Genomic DNA, 13,796 nt, shown 5'->3' with positions numbered 1-13,796 from the left:
GGCAGTCCGGCCTCGCCGCCGCCCGCGCCCTGCCGCGGCACGGACCGCGACCGTGCCCACCGGGGCCGGCGGAGTCGAGCCTGTCCGGCCGGACGGGTAGCGGGAAGAAGCCGACGCGGTCGCTCCCGCCCCCATTTGCCGCCCCGCCCGCCTGGACGGCGCACCGGACACCGGGGAGCCCACCGCACCGCGAGGGCCTGGCCGCCGGCATGGCGGGNCCGGCGCCCGCCGGACCGGAGCGGCGGCGCGGCCCGGCGCCGAACCCGCTGCGCGGAGTGGGCCGGGGCGCGGAGCGGATCGCCCGGCGCCCGGCCGCCCGCCCCGCACGCCGGTGACACGCCTCCTCGCGCCGGTTCGACGCGTGTCAACATAGACGCATGTCGAATACGAAGGTGCCCCCGCTCGTCGAAGCCGATGGCCGGGACGTGACTCCGTGCTGCCCGCCGCTGGCCGAGCGACCGATGACCGCCGAGGAGGCCGAGACCGCGGCGCGGATGTTCAAGGCACTCGGTGACCCGGTCCGCCTGCGGCTGTTCTCCGCGGTGGCCTCGCACGAGGGCGGGGAGGCGTGCGTGTGCGACATCTCCGACGTCGGCGTCTCCCAGCCCACCGTCTCCCACCACCTGAAGAAGCTGAAGGAGGCCGGACTGCTCACCTCCGAGCGGCGCGGGACCTGGGTGTACTACCGGGTCGAGCCGTCGGTGCTCGCCGCGATGGGCAGACTGCTGACCCTGCCGGCCGCGGCCTGACGGTCGAGCGGAGCGGACGGAGGAGGAAGCGGTGAACGGAGTACCGGGCGCGACGGTGGTGCCGCTGACGGTGGACCATGCCGAACAGGTGCTGGCGATCTACCGGGCGGGCATCGAGGAGGGCAACGCCACCTTCGAGACCAGCCCGCCGTCGTGGGAGGCGTTCGAGGCCGCGAAGCCGGCCGAGCACCGCTTCGCCGCCCTCGACGCGGACGGGTCGGTGCTGGGCTGGGTCGCCGCGAGCAGGGTCTCGGACCGGTGCGCGTACGCGGGGGTGGTCGAGCACTCCGTCTACGTCCGCCCCGACGCCCGTGGCCGTGGCGTCGCCTCCACCCTGCTCAAGGCGCTGATCGGCTCCACCGAGCGGGCCGGGATCCGGACCGTTCAGTCCGGGATCTTCCCCGAGAACACCGCCAGTCTCGCCGTCCACCGGCGTGCCGGCTTCCGCGTCGTCGGCACCCGGGAGCGGATCGGGCGCCACCACGGCGTCTGGCGCGACGTCGTCCTCGTCGAGCGCCGCAGTCCCGCCGTCGTCTGACGGCCGTCGGCACTCGTCGATCGCGGCGACCGCGTCGAGCCCGCGTGGCGCGGTGTCCGCTGGGCGGCGCGCTGCCGGAGCCGGGAGCGGTCAGGGGCGCGCCGGCTCGTGTTCGGGCAGCCGTGCCCGCAGGGTGGCGGCGAAGCCCTCGGCGCGGGCGAGCTGGACGCGCAGCTTCCGCACCTGCTCCGCCGCACTTCGTTCGTACTCGCGTACGCGCTGGAGGAGCGCCTCGCGTTCGTCCGTGCCGAGCTCCTCGCCGGCGTCGAGGCGGTCGACGGCGTCCAGCAGGTCGCGCATCCGGTCCAGGGTGAAGCCGAGCGGCTTCACCCGGCGGACGACCATGAGGCGGACGACGTCCTGCTCCGTATAGAGGCGGAAGCCTCCCCGGGAGCGGGCGGAGGGGGCGACGAGACCGGTTTCCTCGTAGTGCCGGATGGTGCGCAGGGACAGCCCGGTGCGCGCGGCGACCTCGCCGATCTGCAGGTGCTTGCCGCCCACGTCCCCGCTCCCGGCCTTTCCGCCATGGCGGGCCGCGTCCCGTGTGACCCCGCCGGCCCCTACCCTAACGTCAGGGTAGGGTTGGCGAAGGCGGTCCGGCTGCCCACACCACTGCCGTTCCGGGGCCGATGCCGCCCCCGGTGAGGATCCGATTTTCGCGGGAGGGACGCGTGCGCGAGCCCATGACGCCCGGGACCGCCGCCTGCCCGCCGTGACGCTTCGCCGCCGGACGTGAGCCCCGGCGCCTCCGCGCCCCCACTTCGTCCCCTTCCGGTCCTCCGGCTGCGCGCCGGCGGGGCCGTCCCGCGGGGTGCCGGCCCGGCCTCTCCGCGTCATCCCGCACTTCCCCGGCCTGCCAGGGGGCGTGCCCGAGCACGACAGGTTCCTGAACTCTTGCCCTCCGCCACCGCTGTGTCCCCGGCCGCGCGCCCGCGCGGCCTGAAGCCCGACTGGCTGAACGATCCGAAGGTCTGGCGCACCGAGGTCCTGGCCGGTCTGGTCGTCGCCCTCGCGCTGATCCCCGAGGCGATCTCCTTCTCGATCATCGCCGGGGTCGACCCCGCGGCCGGCCTGTTCGCCTCCTTCACCATGGCCGTGGTCATCTCGATCGTCGGCGGCCGCCGCGCGATGATCTCCGCCGCGACCGGCGCCGTCGCCCTCGTCATCGCCCCGCTCAACCGCGAGTACGGCCTGGGCCACCTGATCGCCGCCGTCATCCTCGCCGGCGTCTTCCAGGTCGTCCTGGGCGCGCTCGGAGTGGCGAAGCTGATGCGGTTCGTTCCCCGCTCGGTGATGGTGGGCTTCGTCAACGCCCTCGCCATCCTGATCTTCATGGCCCAGGTCCCCGAGATGACCGACGTGCCCTGGGCGGTCTACCCGCTGGTCATCGGCGGACTGGCGCTGATGGTGCTCTTCCCGAAGGTCACCACCGTGATCCCGGCGCCGCTGGTCTCCATCGTGATCCTCACCGTGATCACCGTCGGCGCCGCCATCGCGGTGCCGACCGTCGGGGACAGGGGCGCGCTGCCGTCCTCCCTGCCGGTGCCGGGTCTGCCCGACGTGCCGTTCACGACGGACACGCTGACGACGATCGCCCCGTACGCGTTCGCGGTGGCGCTGGTCGGACTGATGGAGTCGCTGATGACCGCCAGGCTCGTCGACGACATCACCGACACCCACTCGAACAAGACCCGCGAGTCGATCGGGCAGGGCGTCGCCAACATCGTCACCGGCTTCTTCGGCGGCATGGGCGGCTGCGCCATGATCGGCCAGACGATGATCAACGTGAAGGTCTCCGGCGCCCGCACCCGTCTCTCGACGTTCCTCGCGGGCGCCTTCCTGATGGTGCTCTGCGTCGTCTTCGGCCCCGTCGTCTCCGACATCCCCATGGCCGCCCTCGTCGCCGTCATGATCATGGTGTCGTTCGCGACCTTCGACTGGCACTCCATCGCGCCCGGGACGCTCAAGCGGATGCCCGCGGGCGAGATCGCCGTCATGGCCGTCACCGTCGTGTGCGTGGTGGCCACCCACAACCTGGCCGTCGGCGTCGTCCTCGGCTCCGTCACCGCGGCAGTGATCTTCGCCAGGCGTGTCGCGCACCTCGCCGAGGTCACGGCCGTGGCCGACCCGGACGGCAGCACGGTGGTCTACCGGGTCACGGGCGAGCTGTTCTTCGCCTCCTCCGACGACCTCGTCGGCCGGTTCGACTACGCGGGCGATCCCGAGAGGGTCGTCATCGACCTGTCCGCGGCGCACGTCTGGGACGCCTCCTCCGTCGCGGCCCTGGACGCGATCGGGACGAAGTACGCCCAGCGCGGCAAGCACGTCGAGGTCACCGGCCTGAACGATCCCAGCGCCCGGCTGCACGGCAGGCTCAGCGGCGAACTCGCGGCCGGCCGCTGACGCGCCGGGAAACGCGTCGGGCCGGTGCCCGCCCCGGGGGGTGGGCACCGGCCCGACGGCCGTTTCGGGCAGCGGCCGGCCCGCGGCAGGACCGCGACGCCGGGCGGGACGCTAGCGGCCCATCTCCTCCTTGAGCGCCAGGAGGAAGGCGTCCACGTCGTCCTCCGTGGTGTCGAAGGAGCACATCCAGCGGACGTCGCCGGCCGCCTCGTCCCAGAAGTAGAACCGGAACCGCTTCTGCAGCCGCAGGCTCACCTCGTGCGGGAGCCGCGCGAAGACCGCGTTGGCCTGCACCGGGTAGAGGATCTCCACGCCGTCGACGGACCGGACGCCCTCGGCGAGGCGCTGGGCCATCGCGTTGGCGTGCCGGGCGCTGCGCAGCCACAGGTCCTTCGCGAGCAGCGCCTCGAACTGCACCGAGACGAACCGCATCTTGGACGCGAGCTGCATGGACATCTTGCGCAGGTGCTTCATGTGGCGGCCGGCCCCCGGGTCGAGGACCACGACGGCCTCGCCGAAGAGCAGGCCGTTCTTGGTGCCGCCCAGCGACAGGACGTCCACGCCCGCGGCGTTGGTGAACGCGCGCATCGGCACGTTCAGCGACGCGGCCGCGTTGGCCAGCCGGGCGCCGTCGAGGTGGACCTTCATGCCCAGGGAGTGGGCGTGGTCCGTGATCGCCCGGATCTCGTCCGGCGTGTAGACGGTGCCGAGTTCGGTGTTCTGGGTGAGCGAGACGACCTGCGGCATCGCCCGGTGCTCGTCGTCCCAGCCGAACGCCTGCCGGTCGATCAGCTCGGGGGTGAGCTTGCCGTCCGGGGTGGGCACGGTCAGCAGCTTGAGGCCGGCCATGCGCTCGGGCGCGCCGCCCTCGTCGACGTTGATGTGCGCGGACTCGGCGCAGATCACCGCGCCCCACCGGTCGGTGAGGGCCTGCAGGGCGGTGACGTTGGCGCCGGTGCCGTTGAACACCGGGAACGCCTCGGCGGTCGGGCCGAAGTGGCTGTGCATCACCCGCTGGAGGTGGTCGGTGTACTCGTCCTCGCCGTAGGCGACCTGGTGGCCGCCGTTGGCGAGGGCCAGCGCGGCGAGGACCTCCGGGTGGGCTCCCGCGTAGTTGTCGCTGGCGAAGCCCCGTACCGACGGGTCGTGGTGGCGGCGCGCGTCGGTACGGGTGGGGAACGCCGGGTTCACGGCTTGGGGGTCAGCCACAGGCGCTGTCCATTCACTTCCTGGGCGGGCCGGTCCCAGACGCCGGCGATGGCGTCGGCCAGCTCCCTGACGTCAGTGTAGCCCGCGAACTTCGCATCCGGGCGCTCGGCGCGCATCGCGTCGTGCACCAGTGCCTTGATCACCAGGATGACAGCGGCGGACTTCGGGCCGTCCTCGCCCCCCGCCTTGCGGAAGGAGTGGCCGAGGGCGAGGGTCCACGCCTCGGCGGCGGACTTGGCAGCGGCGTACGCGGCGTTGCCCTCCGTGGGGTTGCTCGCGCCGGACTGGCTGATCAGGACGTACCGGCCGCGGTCGCTGCGCCCCAGCGCCGGGTGGAAGGCGAGGGAGGTGTGCTGGACGGTGCGGACGAGCAGCTTCTCCAGCAGCTCCCAGTCGGCCAGGTCGGTGCCGGCGAAGGTCTTGCCGCCGCGCCAGCCGCCGACGAGGTGGACGAGGCCGTCGACCCGCCCGAACTCCTTCTCCGTCCGGTCGGCCCACTCGCGGGTCGCCGCCAGGTCGAGCAGGTCCACCTTCTCGCCGGTGACGGTGGCACCGCCGCGGGCGGAGCGGGCGGCGTCGACCGCCTCGGCCAGGCGCTCGGCGTCGGCGTCGGCCGCGACGACGGTCGCGCCCGCCTCGGCGAGCCGCAGCAGGGCGGCCCGGCCCGCGGGGCCCGCCGCTCCGGCGACCGCGATGACGGCGCCGTCCAGCGCTCCGCCGTTGCCGTTGGTGGTCATGGTGTTCGTCTCCTCGGTCTGTGTACCGGACGTCCCGTTCGTACCCGTGGTGTGCCCGCTCACGCGGCGGCCTTCTCCACGTCGGCCGGGGTGATCCCCTTGGTGGAGGCGATCACGGACTTCAGCTTCTTGGAGAGGGCCTCGTAGAACATGCTCAGCGGGAACTCGTCCGGCAGCACGTCGTCGACGAGCCTGCGCGGCGGCTGGGAGACGTCCAGCGCGTCCGGGCCCTTGGCCCAGCGGGAGCCGGGGTGCGGGGCGAGGTAGGTGGAGACGAAGTCGTACGCGGCGAACCAGTGGACCAGCTTGGGGCGGTCGATGCCGTCGCGGTAGAGCTTCTCGATCTCGGCGCACAGCTGGTTGGTGACCTCGGGGGCGCGCAGCCAGTCGATGTGCAGGGTGTTGTCGGTCCAGCGCACCACGTCGTGCTTGTGGAGGTAGGCGAAGAGCAGCTGGCCGCCGAGGCCGTCGTAGTTGCGGACGCGGTCGCCGGTGAGCGGGAAGCGGAACATCCGGTCGAACAGCACGGCGTACTGGACGTCGCGGCCGTGCGGGTTGCCCTCGGCCTCCAGGCGGACGGCCTCCTTGAAGGCGGTCAGGTCGCAGCGCAGCTCCTCCAGGCCGTACATCCAGAACGGCTGGCGCTGCTTGATCATGAACGGGTCGAAGGGCAGGTCGCCGCGGCTGTGGGTGCGGTCGTGGACCATGTCCCACAGGACGAACGCCTCCTGGCAGCGCTGCTGGTCGCCGAGCATCTCCTGGATGTCGGCGGGCAGCTCGATGCCGAGGGCCTCGACGGCGGCCGCGGTGACGCGGCGGAAGCGGGCGGCCTCGCGGTCGCAGAAGATGCCGCCCCAGGTGAACCGCTCGGGGACCTCGCGGACGGCGACGGTCTCGGGGAAGAGGACGGCCGAGTTGGTGTCGTAGCCCGAGGTGAAGTCCTCGAAGGTGATGCCGCAGAACAGCGGGTTGTCGTAGCGCGCGGCCTCCAGCTCGGCGAGCCACTGCGGCCACACCATGCGCAGGACGACGGCCTCCAGGTTGCGGTCCGGGTTGCCGTTCTGCGTGTACATGGGGAAGACGACGAGGTGCTGGCGGCCGTCGACGCGCTCGGCCGCGGGCTGGAAGGCCGTCAGCGAGTCGAGGAAGTCCGGTACGCCGTAGCCGCCGTCCGCCCACTTGCGCAGGTCGGCGACGAGCGCGCGGTGGTACGCGGTGCCGTGCGGCAGCAGCGGGGAGAGCCGCTCGACGGCGGTGACGACCCGGTCGAGCGCGGCGTCGGCGTCCGCGCGGGCCGGGGCGCGATCGGCGCCGAAGTCGATGGAGCCGTCGGCGGACTGCCAGACGCGGATCTCCTCCACGGCATTCTTGAGCTGCGGCCATGCGGGGTGGTCGACCACCCGGACGTCGGCGGACAGCTCGCCGCCGACAGCGTCCTGCACAAGAATTTCCGTCATCTCACTTCCTCCACAGGAGAACCTCGCGTAAAGGCACCGTATCCATGTGCGGTTCTTCCCCACAAGAGGCGCCGAAGGAAATTATCCTGCCACACCCCGGTCATCGCCGTCGTTTTTCCCGTCCAACGAGGCTGTAACGACCGTATCGGTCACATCGTCCGGACCCGCCGCATCCGCACCGGGGTGTAGCGGGCGTCGCCCGGGGAACCCGCGTGGCTGGATTCACGCCGCCGCCGGCGCGAATCCTGGACGGACGGCTACGAACCGGACGACTGGGGCGGTCATCTATGAGCAATGGATTCCTCGGACCCGAGGGCTTCGGCCCCGACCCGTTCAGCGAGTTCCTGGCCCGCCTGTTCGGGGCCGCCCCGGCCTCCCCGGCGACCCGGCGCGGCACCCGGTACATCGACATCGCGCGGATGATGAGCGAACCCGCCCGCCGCATGGTGGACGACGCCGCCACGTACGCGGCCGAGCACGGCAGCGCGGACCTGGAGACCGAGCACCTGCTGCGCGCCGCGCTCGACACCGAGCCGACGCGCGACCTGGTGGTGCGGGCCGGAGCCGACCCCGACGAACTGGCCGCGGAGATCGACCGCACGGCCGGCGACGGCCCGCCGCAGGCCCGGATCGCCGTCACGCCCGCCGTCAAGCGCGCCCTGCTCGACGCCCACGACCTGGCCCGGAACATCGGCGCCTCCTACATCGGGCCCGAGCACGTCCTCGCCGCGCTGGCCGCCAACCCGGACTCGGCGGCCGGCCGCATCCTGCGCGCCGCCCGCTTCGACCCCGGTTCGGTGCCCGGGCCGCCCTCCCGTCCGCCCGCCCCGCTCGGCGGGTCGTCCGCCAAGTGGGAGAACACCGCGCCCGACCAGCGCCCGGCGCCGCAGCACGGCACCCCGACCCTGGACAAGTACGGGCGCGACCTCACCGACGTCGCCCGCGCCGGCCGCATCGACCCGGTCATCGGCCGGGAGGCGGAGATAGAGCAGACCGTCGAGGTGCTGTCGCGCCGCGGCAAGAACAACCCCGTCCTCATCGGCGACGCCGGCGTCGGCAAGACCGCCATCGTCGAGGGCCTCGCCCAGCGCATCGCCGACGGCGAGGTGCCCGACACGCTCCTCGGCCGCCGCCTGGTCTCCCTCGACATGACGGGCCTCGTCGCCGGCACCCGGTACCGCGGCGACTTCGAGGAGCGGATGAACGCCGTCATCGAGGAGGTGCGGGCCCACTCCGGCGAGCTCCTCCTGTTCATCGACGAACTCCACACGGTCGTCGGCGCGGGCGGCGGTGGCGGCTCGGAGGGCGGCAACATGGACGCAGGCAACATCCTCAAGCCCGCGCTCGCCCGCGGCGAACTGCACGTCATCGGCGCGACCACGCTGGAGGAGTACCGCCGCCACGTCGAGAAGGACGCCGCCCTCGCCCGGCGCTTCCAGCCGATCCTCGTCCCCGAGCCGAGCCCCGAGGACGCCCTGGAGATCCTGCGCGGCCTGCGCGACCGGTACGAGGCGCACCACCAGGTCCGCTACACCGACGACGCGCTGCACGCCTCCGTCGAGCTGTCGAACCGCTACCTCACCGAGCGGTTCCTGCCCGACAAGGCCATCGACCTGATCGACCAGGCCGGCGCGCGGGTCCGGCTCCGCTCCCGCACGCAGGACGCCGACGTGCGGGCCCTGGAGCGGGAGGTCGAGCAGCTGCTCCGGGACAAGGACCAGGCCGTCGCCGCCGAGCAGTACGAGCGGGCGACCGAGCTGCGCGACCGCGTGCAGGAGCTGCAGGACCGCATCAAGGCGGGCCGGGGCGAACCGCTGATGCGGGACGACCGCGTGCTGGAGGTGACCGCCGAGGACATCGCGGAGGTCGTCAGCCGGCAGACCGGCGTCCCCGTCAGCCGGCTCACCCAGGAGGAGAAGGAGCGCCTGCTCGGCCTGGAGCAGCACCTGCGGCAGCGGGTCGTCGGCCAGGACGAGGCGGTGTCGGTGGTCTCCGAGGCGGTGCTGCGCTCGCGGGCGGGCCTCGCCGACCCGCGCCGCCCGATCGGCAGCTTCCTGTTCCTCGGCCCGACCGGCGTCGGCAAGACCGAGCTGGCCCGCGCGCTCTCCGACGCGCTGTTCGGGAGCGAGGAGCGCATGGTCCGGCTCGACATGAGCGAGTTCCAGGAGCGGCACACCGTCAGCCGGCTGGTGGGCGCCCCGCCCGGGTACGTCGGCCACGAGGAGGCCGGGCAGCTGACGGAGGCGGTGCGCCGCCACCCGTACTCGCTGCTCCTGCTCGACGAGGTGGAGAAGGCGCACCCGGACGTGTTCAACATCCTGCTCCAGGTGCTCGACGACGGGCGGCTGACCGACGCGCAGGGCCGCACCGTCGACTTCAAGAACACCGTCGTCGTGATGACCAGCAACCTCGGCTCGGAGGTCATCGGCACCGGGCGCGGCGTGCTCGGCTTCGGGGCGGACGCCGCGGACGACGAGGAGGCGGCCCGCGACCGGGTGCTGCGGCCGCTGCGCGAGCACTTCCGGCCCGAGTTCCTCAACCGCATCGACGAGGTCGTCGTCTTCCGCAGGCTCGCGCAGGCGCACCTGCGGCAGATCACCGACCTGCTGCTGGAGGACACCCGCCGCCGGATGCGGGCCCAGCACGTCTCCGTGGACTTCGGCCCGGAGGCGGTGGACTGGCTGGCCCGCCGGGGCCACGAGCCCGAGTACGGCGCCCGGCCGCTGCGCCGCACCATCCAGCGCGAGGTGGACAACCGGCTGTCGCGGCTGCTGCTCGACGGGCGGCTCGCCGCGGGCGGCCGGGTCCGCGTGGACGCGGAGGACGGCCGGCTGGTGTTCCGTACGGAGCCGGCGCCCCCGGCGGGCGGTCAGGTCAGCCCAGCTCCTTGACCAGCAGTTCGAACTCCAGGTCGTCGCGGCGCGGCACGCCGAAGCGCTCGTCGCCGTACGGGAACGGCGTCATCCGTCCCGTACGGCGGTAGCCGCGCCGCTCGTACCAGGCGATCAGCTCGTCGCGCACGGAGATCACCGTCATGTGCATCTCCCGCGCGCCCCACTCCTCCCGGGCCAGGCGCTCCGCCTCCGCGAGGACCCGCCGCCCGAGGCCGCCGCCCTGCAGGCCGGGCCGCACGGCGAACATCCCGAAGTACGCGGCGTCACCGCGGCGCTCCAGCTGGCAGCAGGCGACGGGGTCGCCGTCCCGTTCCACGACCAGGAGCCGGGAGCCGGGCGCGGTGATGACCGCGCGCACGCCCTCGGGGTCGGTGCGCCGGCCGTCGAGGATGTCGGCCTCGGTGGTCCAGCCGGCGCGGCTGGCGTCGCCCCGGTAGGCGGACTCGACGAGGGCGACGAGCGCGGGGACGTCCGCCTCCACGGCGTCGCGGTAGGTCTCCCGGGCGTCCTCAAGCGGTGCGGTGTCCATCGTGGGCGTTCTCCCCTCGGCGTGCCGTTCGGCCACCGAGACTAACGCGGCGCTCCCCCGGCCCTCCGCCGGGCCGGGCGGACCCGGCGGGGCGGCCCCGGGCGGTGGACCGCACGGCGTCCGGCCGGGCCGGGGGGCCGTCGGTGAATCCAAACCACCGCGGAAGTGTCGTGCGTCACTTCCGCGACCGGGGCGCGCCGGGAAGCGCCGCCGCGCTCATAGGCTGGCGCCATGTGGGTCTCCCTCGCGTTGCTCGCACTCGGCGTCCTGGTCGCCGCCGTGGCCCCGCGCCTGCTCGCGCGGGCCGACTGGACCGAGCGCGAGCCGATCGTCGCCCTGTGGGTGTGGCAGTGCGCGGTGGCGGCGGTGCTGCTGAGCTTCGCGCTGTCGATGACGTTCAGCGCGGCGGCCTCCTGGCAGGCGGTGCGCGGCCGGGTGTTCGCCCCGGCGCCGGCCGCGGTCGTGGAGGCGTACGCCCTGGGGTCGCTCGGCCCCTGGTCGGCGGCGCTCGCGGTGCTGCTGGCGTGCGGCGGGCTGTGGACCGGGGCGATGCTGACCCGCGAGGTGCGCGACGCCCGGGCGGCGCGCCGCCGGCGGCGCGCCGAGCTGCTGGTGCGGGCGCCGCTGCTGCCGGGTGAGGAGACGGGTTCGGGCCCCCTGGTCCTGCTGGAGGGCGACCGGCCCGACGCCTGGTGGCTGCCGGGCGCACGGCCGCGGCTGGTCATCACCACGGCGGCGCTGCGGCGGCTGAAGGGGCGCCAACTGGACGCCGTGCTCGCCCACGAGCAGGGGCACGCGCGGGCCCGGCACGACTGGCTGCTGCACTGCGCGGAGGCGCTGGCGTCGGGGTTCCCGCGCGTCCCGGTGTTCGCGGCGTTCCGCGCCGAGATGCACCGGCTGGTGGAGCTGGCCGCGGACGACTCGGCGTCGAAGCGGTTCGGCCGGCTGACGACCGCGCTGGCGCTGGTCGGGCTGAACGAGGACCGGGGCGCCTTCGATCCGTGCCCGGCGCACCGCGCCGAGGTGCCGCGGCGGGTGACGCGGCTGCTGACCGCCGAACCGCGCCTCACGCCGGGACGGCGGCTGCGGCTGACGGCGGCGGCCGCGCTCGTACCGGCGGTACCGCTGCTGGTGGCACTGGCCCCGGGGCTGAACGCGCTGTCCTGACAGCGGCGGGGCGGGCCCGGCGGACCGGCACGGACGTCCGGAGGGCGCGGTCACGGGCGGGCGGGGCCCCGGGCGCGTCAGGCGAACCTCGGGCATCCGGACCGCGCGGCCCCGGGCCGGCGGTCGTCCGGCCGACGCCGCTCCGGGCAGGTGTGTCGGGCGGGTGCGCCGGACAGGTGTGTCGGACGGGTGTGTCGGGCGGGGCGGGCCGGCGGTGGCCCGGACGGCGGTTCCGCGGTCTGCCCGGGCGTTCTGCGGGCAGTATCCCGATATGTCGCCCCTCGCACCTCCTTCACCTGTCCCCCGTGTGCCGCTCGTCCGCGCCGTGGCCGTGGGCTGCGGCACGGCGGCCCTGGTCCTGCTACTGCTCGTGACGACCGCCTGGGCGCCGCTGCTCGCCTTCGACCGGGCGGTGGCGGAGGGGCTGCACCCGTTGGCGGTCCGCCGGCCGGCGCTGACGGAGGGCATGCGGGTGCTGTCGGACTGGGTGTGGGACCCGTTGACGCTGCGCCTCCTGCTGGGAGCGGTGGCGGTGGCCCTGTGGCGGGCCGGTGAGCGCGGGCCCGCGGCGCTGCTGGCGGTGATGGGCCTGCTGGCGGCCGCGGTGCAGCACGGGGCGAAGGCGCTGGTGGGCCGGGAGCGGCCGCGGTGGCCGGACCCGGTGGACTCGGCGGAGTTCGCCGCCTTCCCCTCCGGGCACGCCATGACCGCCGCCGTCGTGTGCGGGCTGCTGTGGTGGGCGGCGGCGCGGACGGCCCGGCGGGCCCTGGCCGGGCCGGTGGCGGCGGTGGGGACGGTGTCGGCCGTCGGGGTGGGGGTGACGCGGGTGTACCTGGGGGTGCACTGGCCCTCGGACGTGCTGGGCGGCTGGCTGCTGGGGGCCTGCCTGGCGGCGGCCGCGGTCCTGGCGTACGAGCGGTGGGCGGCGGCGCGGGGGCGCGTTCCGTCCCGGGGCGCCGGAGGCGCCGACCGGAGCCGGTCCGCGGCAGGCACCGCGACCGGGCCGTGATGAGGCCGGGACCAGGACGCGCTCGGGACGCGGACGGCGCGGCGGAGCCGGGAGGCGCACAGCGCGGTCGGCCCGCCCCGATCGGGGCGGGCCGACCGCCGGAGGTCATCGCGGACCGGGCGATCCCCCGCGTCGCCCGGTCCGCATGACACACCGCCCCTGCCGGCGAGGTACCGCGTGCCGGCGGGGACGGTCCGAGTATATTGGCTGGGAGCCAATCAACGCAGGAGTTAAGCATGTCCCCGCGGAGCGCATCAGTCAACGCGGAGCTCCGCCGGCGGTCCCGTGAGCGGCTCCTCCAGGCGACGGTCGACCTCGTGGCCGAGCGCGGCTACGAGGCGACGACCCTCGCGGACATCGCCGACCGGGCCGGTTCGGCACGGGGTCTGGTGTCGTACTACTTCCCGGGCAAGCGCCAGCTGCTCCAGTCGGCCGTCCACCGCCTGATGCACATGACGCTGGCCTCGGCCCTGGAGCGCGAGCCGCGCACCGAGGACGGGCGCGAACTGCTGGCGCGGGCGATCGACGCGATCCTCGGCCTGGCGGTGGACCGGCCGCTGCTGATGCGTACGCACATGGCCGGGATCCTCCAGGCGGAGGGGTTCGTGCGCTGCCCGGAACAGCAGCGGCTCGCCGCTCTCCTGCGGGAGGCGCTCGCCCGGTACGGCGCACGCGACCTGGACGCGGACTACCCGCTGCTGCGGGCGCTGCTGATGGGCGCCGTCTTCGCCGTGCTGCTGCCGGGCGCCCCGATGTCCCCGGCCCGGCTGCGGGCGGAGCTGTTCCAGCGGTACGGCCTGGACTGGGAGCTGGGCTCGCCACCGGAGGGCGGACGGCCGTAGGGGCGGCCCCGCCCGCGTACCCTCCNGCGCCACCGCCCGCGGCGGGACGCCGGGGCCCTCGCGGGAGGGGGCGCCCGCCGTGCTTCGTGTCGCCGTGGCCGGTTCGGGCCCCGGCGGGGTCCGCACCGCCCGGCCCCCGATCGAGCGGACGCCGGCCCGGACCCACCCCGCCGGCCTGCGGGAACACCACTCGGGGAGCCGTTCGCGGCGGGCGGGCGCACACTGGCCCGTATACGCGGCGAAGGCGTCCGGGAGGTGCCGG

The 13,796-nt window shown here is 74.4% G+C and carries 12 protein-coding genes; 7 read left to right on the top strand and 5 right to left on the bottom strand.

Going from position 1 to position 13,796, the window contains the following annotated elements; all coding sequences use genetic code 11:
• Positions 1-377: 377 nt before the first annotated feature.
• Both MW084_RS22545 and MW084_RS22540 read left to right on the top strand, forming a co-directional pair.
• On the top strand, positions 378-749 hold the full coding sequence (locus tag MW084_RS22545; protein WP_029553599.1) for an ArsR/SmtB family transcription factor: 372 nt from the start codon (positions 378-380) through the stop codon (positions 747-749).
• A 31-nt stretch (positions 750-780) separates the two neighbouring features.
• Positions 781-1,287, top strand: coding sequence for a GNAT family N-acetyltransferase (locus MW084_RS22540; RefSeq protein ID WP_010471882.1), 507 nt, complete (start codon positions 781-783; stop codon positions 1,285-1,287).
• 90 nt (positions 1,288-1,377) lie between these two features.
• Here MW084_RS22540 and MW084_RS22535 read toward each other — a convergent pair whose 3' ends face one another.
• The gene (locus MW084_RS22535; RefSeq protein ID WP_010471880.1) at positions 1,378-1,788 is read right to left on the bottom strand and encodes a MerR family transcriptional regulator; all 411 of its coding nucleotides are present in this window, start codon (positions 1,786-1,788) and stop codon (positions 1,378-1,380) included.
• Positions 1,789-2,199: 411 nt separating this feature from the next.
• Between MW084_RS22535 and MW084_RS22530 the strand changes: the two genes are divergently transcribed.
• Positions 2,200-3,690 (top strand): SulP family inorganic anion transporter, encoded by a 1,491-nt coding sequence (locus MW084_RS22530; RefSeq protein WP_029553598.1) that lies wholly within the window; start codon positions 2,200-2,202, stop codon positions 3,688-3,690.
• 111 nt (positions 3,691-3,801) lie between these two features.
• Here MW084_RS22530 and MW084_RS22525 read toward each other — a convergent pair whose 3' ends face one another.
• Genes MW084_RS22525 through MW084_RS22515 form a run of 3 tightly spaced genes read right to left on the bottom strand, consistent with a single transcriptional unit; the run spans position 3,802 to position 7,093 of the window.
• Entirely contained in the window at positions 3,802-4,881 is a 1,080-nt protein-coding gene (locus MW084_RS22525; protein ID WP_010471875.1) for a threonine aldolase family protein, read from the bottom strand.
• On the bottom strand, positions 4,878-5,636 hold the full coding sequence (locus tag MW084_RS22520) for an SDR family NAD(P)-dependent oxidoreductase (RefSeq protein ID WP_029553597.1): 759 nt from the start codon (positions 5,634-5,636) through the stop codon (positions 4,878-4,880). The genes MW084_RS22525 and MW084_RS22520 overlap by 4 nt, the downstream gene beginning before the upstream one ends.
• A gap of 59 nt (positions 5,637-5,695) precedes the next feature.
• A complete protein-coding gene (locus MW084_RS22515; protein WP_255115879.1) occupies positions 5,696-7,093 on the bottom strand; it encodes a DUF6421 family protein in 1,398 nt (465 codons plus the stop codon).
• Between the two features lie 287 nt (positions 7,094-7,380).
• Here MW084_RS22515 and MW084_RS22510 point away from each other — a divergent pair, with 287 nt between their 5' ends.
• The gene (locus tag MW084_RS22510) at positions 7,381-9,984 is read left to right on the top strand and encodes an ATP-dependent Clp protease ATP-binding subunit (protein ID WP_010469623.1); all 2,604 of its coding nucleotides are present in this window, start codon (positions 7,381-7,383) and stop codon (positions 9,982-9,984) included.
• On the opposite strand, the gene MW084_RS22505 is transcribed toward MW084_RS22510, so the two are convergent.
• A complete protein-coding gene (locus MW084_RS22505) occupies positions 9,968-10,516 on the bottom strand; it encodes a GNAT family N-acetyltransferase (protein WP_010469621.1) in 549 nt (182 codons plus the stop codon). The two genes, MW084_RS22510 and MW084_RS22505, sit on opposite strands and share 17 nt — an antisense overlap.
• 231 nt (positions 10,517-10,747) lie before the next feature.
• On the opposite strand from MW084_RS22505, the gene MW084_RS22500 reads away from it, so the two are divergent.
• From MW084_RS22500 to MW084_RS22490, 3 genes are all read left to right on the top strand, one after another.
• Complete coding sequence (locus tag MW084_RS22500) at positions 10,748-11,683, top strand: M56 family metallopeptidase (protein WP_010469619.1); 936 nt, start codon at positions 10,748-10,750, stop codon at positions 11,681-11,683.
• Between the two features lie 307 nt (positions 11,684-11,990).
• A complete protein-coding gene (locus MW084_RS22495; RefSeq protein WP_010469618.1) occupies positions 11,991-12,692 on the top strand; it encodes a phosphatase PAP2 family protein in 702 nt (233 codons plus the stop codon).
• 236 nt (positions 12,693-12,928) lie between these two features.
• Positions 12,929-13,534, top strand: a complete 606-nt coding sequence (locus MW084_RS22490; protein ID WP_010469615.1) for a TetR/AcrR family transcriptional regulator — start codon at positions 12,929-12,931, stop codon at positions 13,532-13,534.
• Positions 13,535-13,796: the final 262 nt, after the last annotated feature.

The organism is Streptomyces sudanensis, assembly GCF_023614315.1.
Classification (GTDB): Bacteria; Actinomycetota; Actinomycetes; order Streptomycetales; family Streptomycetaceae; genus Streptomyces; species Streptomyces sudanensis.
The sequence above is the reverse complement of the archived record's forward strand: the minus strand, read 5'-3'. Positions and strand labels throughout refer to the sequence as shown.

Bases quoted from the DNA above. Each gene is read 5' to 3' on its own strand.
- MW084_RS22500 (WP_010469619.1), top strand. From the start codon at position 10,748: ATGTGGGTCTCCCTCGCGTTGCTCGCACTCGGCGTCCTGGTCGCCGCC.
- MW084_RS22510 (WP_010469623.1), top strand. From the start codon at position 7,381: ATGAGCAATGGATTCCTCGGACCCGAGGGCTTCGGCCCCGACCCGTTC.
- MW084_RS22490 (WP_010469615.1), top strand. From the start codon at position 12,929: ATGTCCCCGCGGAGCGCATCAGTCAACGCGGAGCTCCGCCGGCGGTCC.
- MW084_RS22545 (WP_029553599.1), top strand. From the start codon at position 378: ATGTCGAATACGAAGGTGCCCCCGCTCGTCGAAGCCGATGGCCGGGAC.
- MW084_RS22520 (WP_029553597.1), bottom strand. From the start codon at position 5,636: ATGACCACCAACGGCAACGGCGGAGCGCTGGACGGCGCCGTCATCGCG.
- MW084_RS22505 (WP_010469621.1), bottom strand. From the start codon at position 10,516: ATGGACACCGCACCGCTTGAGGACGCCCGGGAGACCTACCGCGACGCC.
- MW084_RS22515 (WP_255115879.1), bottom strand. From the start codon at position 7,093: ATGACGGAAATTCTTGTGCAGGACGCTGTCGGCGGCGAGCTGTCCGCC.